1 protein-coding gene is annotated in these 618 nt (G+C 40.5%); it reads right to left on the reverse strand.

Annotated elements, in window-relative coordinates; translation table 11 throughout:
- Window positions 1–217 precede the first annotated feature (217 nt).
- Window positions 218–574, reverse strand: a complete 357-nt coding sequence (gene tnpB / locus ACO03U_RS13730) for an IS66 family insertion sequence element accessory protein TnpB (RefSeq protein ID WP_204688045.1) — start codon at window positions 572–574, stop codon at window positions 218–220.
- Window positions 575–618: the final 44 nt, after the last annotated feature.

A 618-nucleotide genomic window follows, 5' to 3' on the forward strand; every position in this document is an offset into this window, starting at 1 on the left:
ATGTTGGCAATAATATTCATCAAGTTTTCGATTTGTTTGGCTTGATTGTTCAACTGCTCGGTCATTATTTCTAACTGAGTGGTCGTACGAGCGAGCTGTTTCGTTAGCTCTTTTTCTAATTCAGTCATCGCAGCTCCTCCTTCCTTGAAACACTTGTGTATCGTACCAAGATTCAATGGGGATAAGAGGAAAGGCACATCAAGAGTGCTTAAAATTTCTAGGTGAGGGCACCAATTTTTGCTGGTTGAATTTTTTGCTTTTGGTAGATGGAGAGCCCGTCAAAAAGCCAATCTACTTGTTTGGGGGACAGAACTTCCACAGAATCAGCTTTTCTCGGCCAGTTTAACTGTCCTTGATCGTAGCGTTTGTATAGCAGAAAAAAGCCTTCGCCATCAAAGTACAGTGCTTTGAAACGATCGCAACGTCTACCGCAGAAAAGGAAAATAGCTTCTTCAAATAAGTTTAAGCCATATTTTCCAGTTAGGATGGCAGCTAAGCCGTCAATGCCTTTTCGTAAGTCTGTATAGCCAGTAATTAAATAGCATTTGGGTACACTGGCAAAGTTGATCATCATAAAAACCCTCCTCATATTTAGCAATAAGCTAAGTATAAAGGAGG

This window comes from Enterococcus diestrammenae (assembly GCF_049384045.1).
GTDB lineage: Bacteria > Bacillota > Bacilli > Lactobacillales > Enterococcaceae > Enterococcus_C > Enterococcus_C diestrammenae.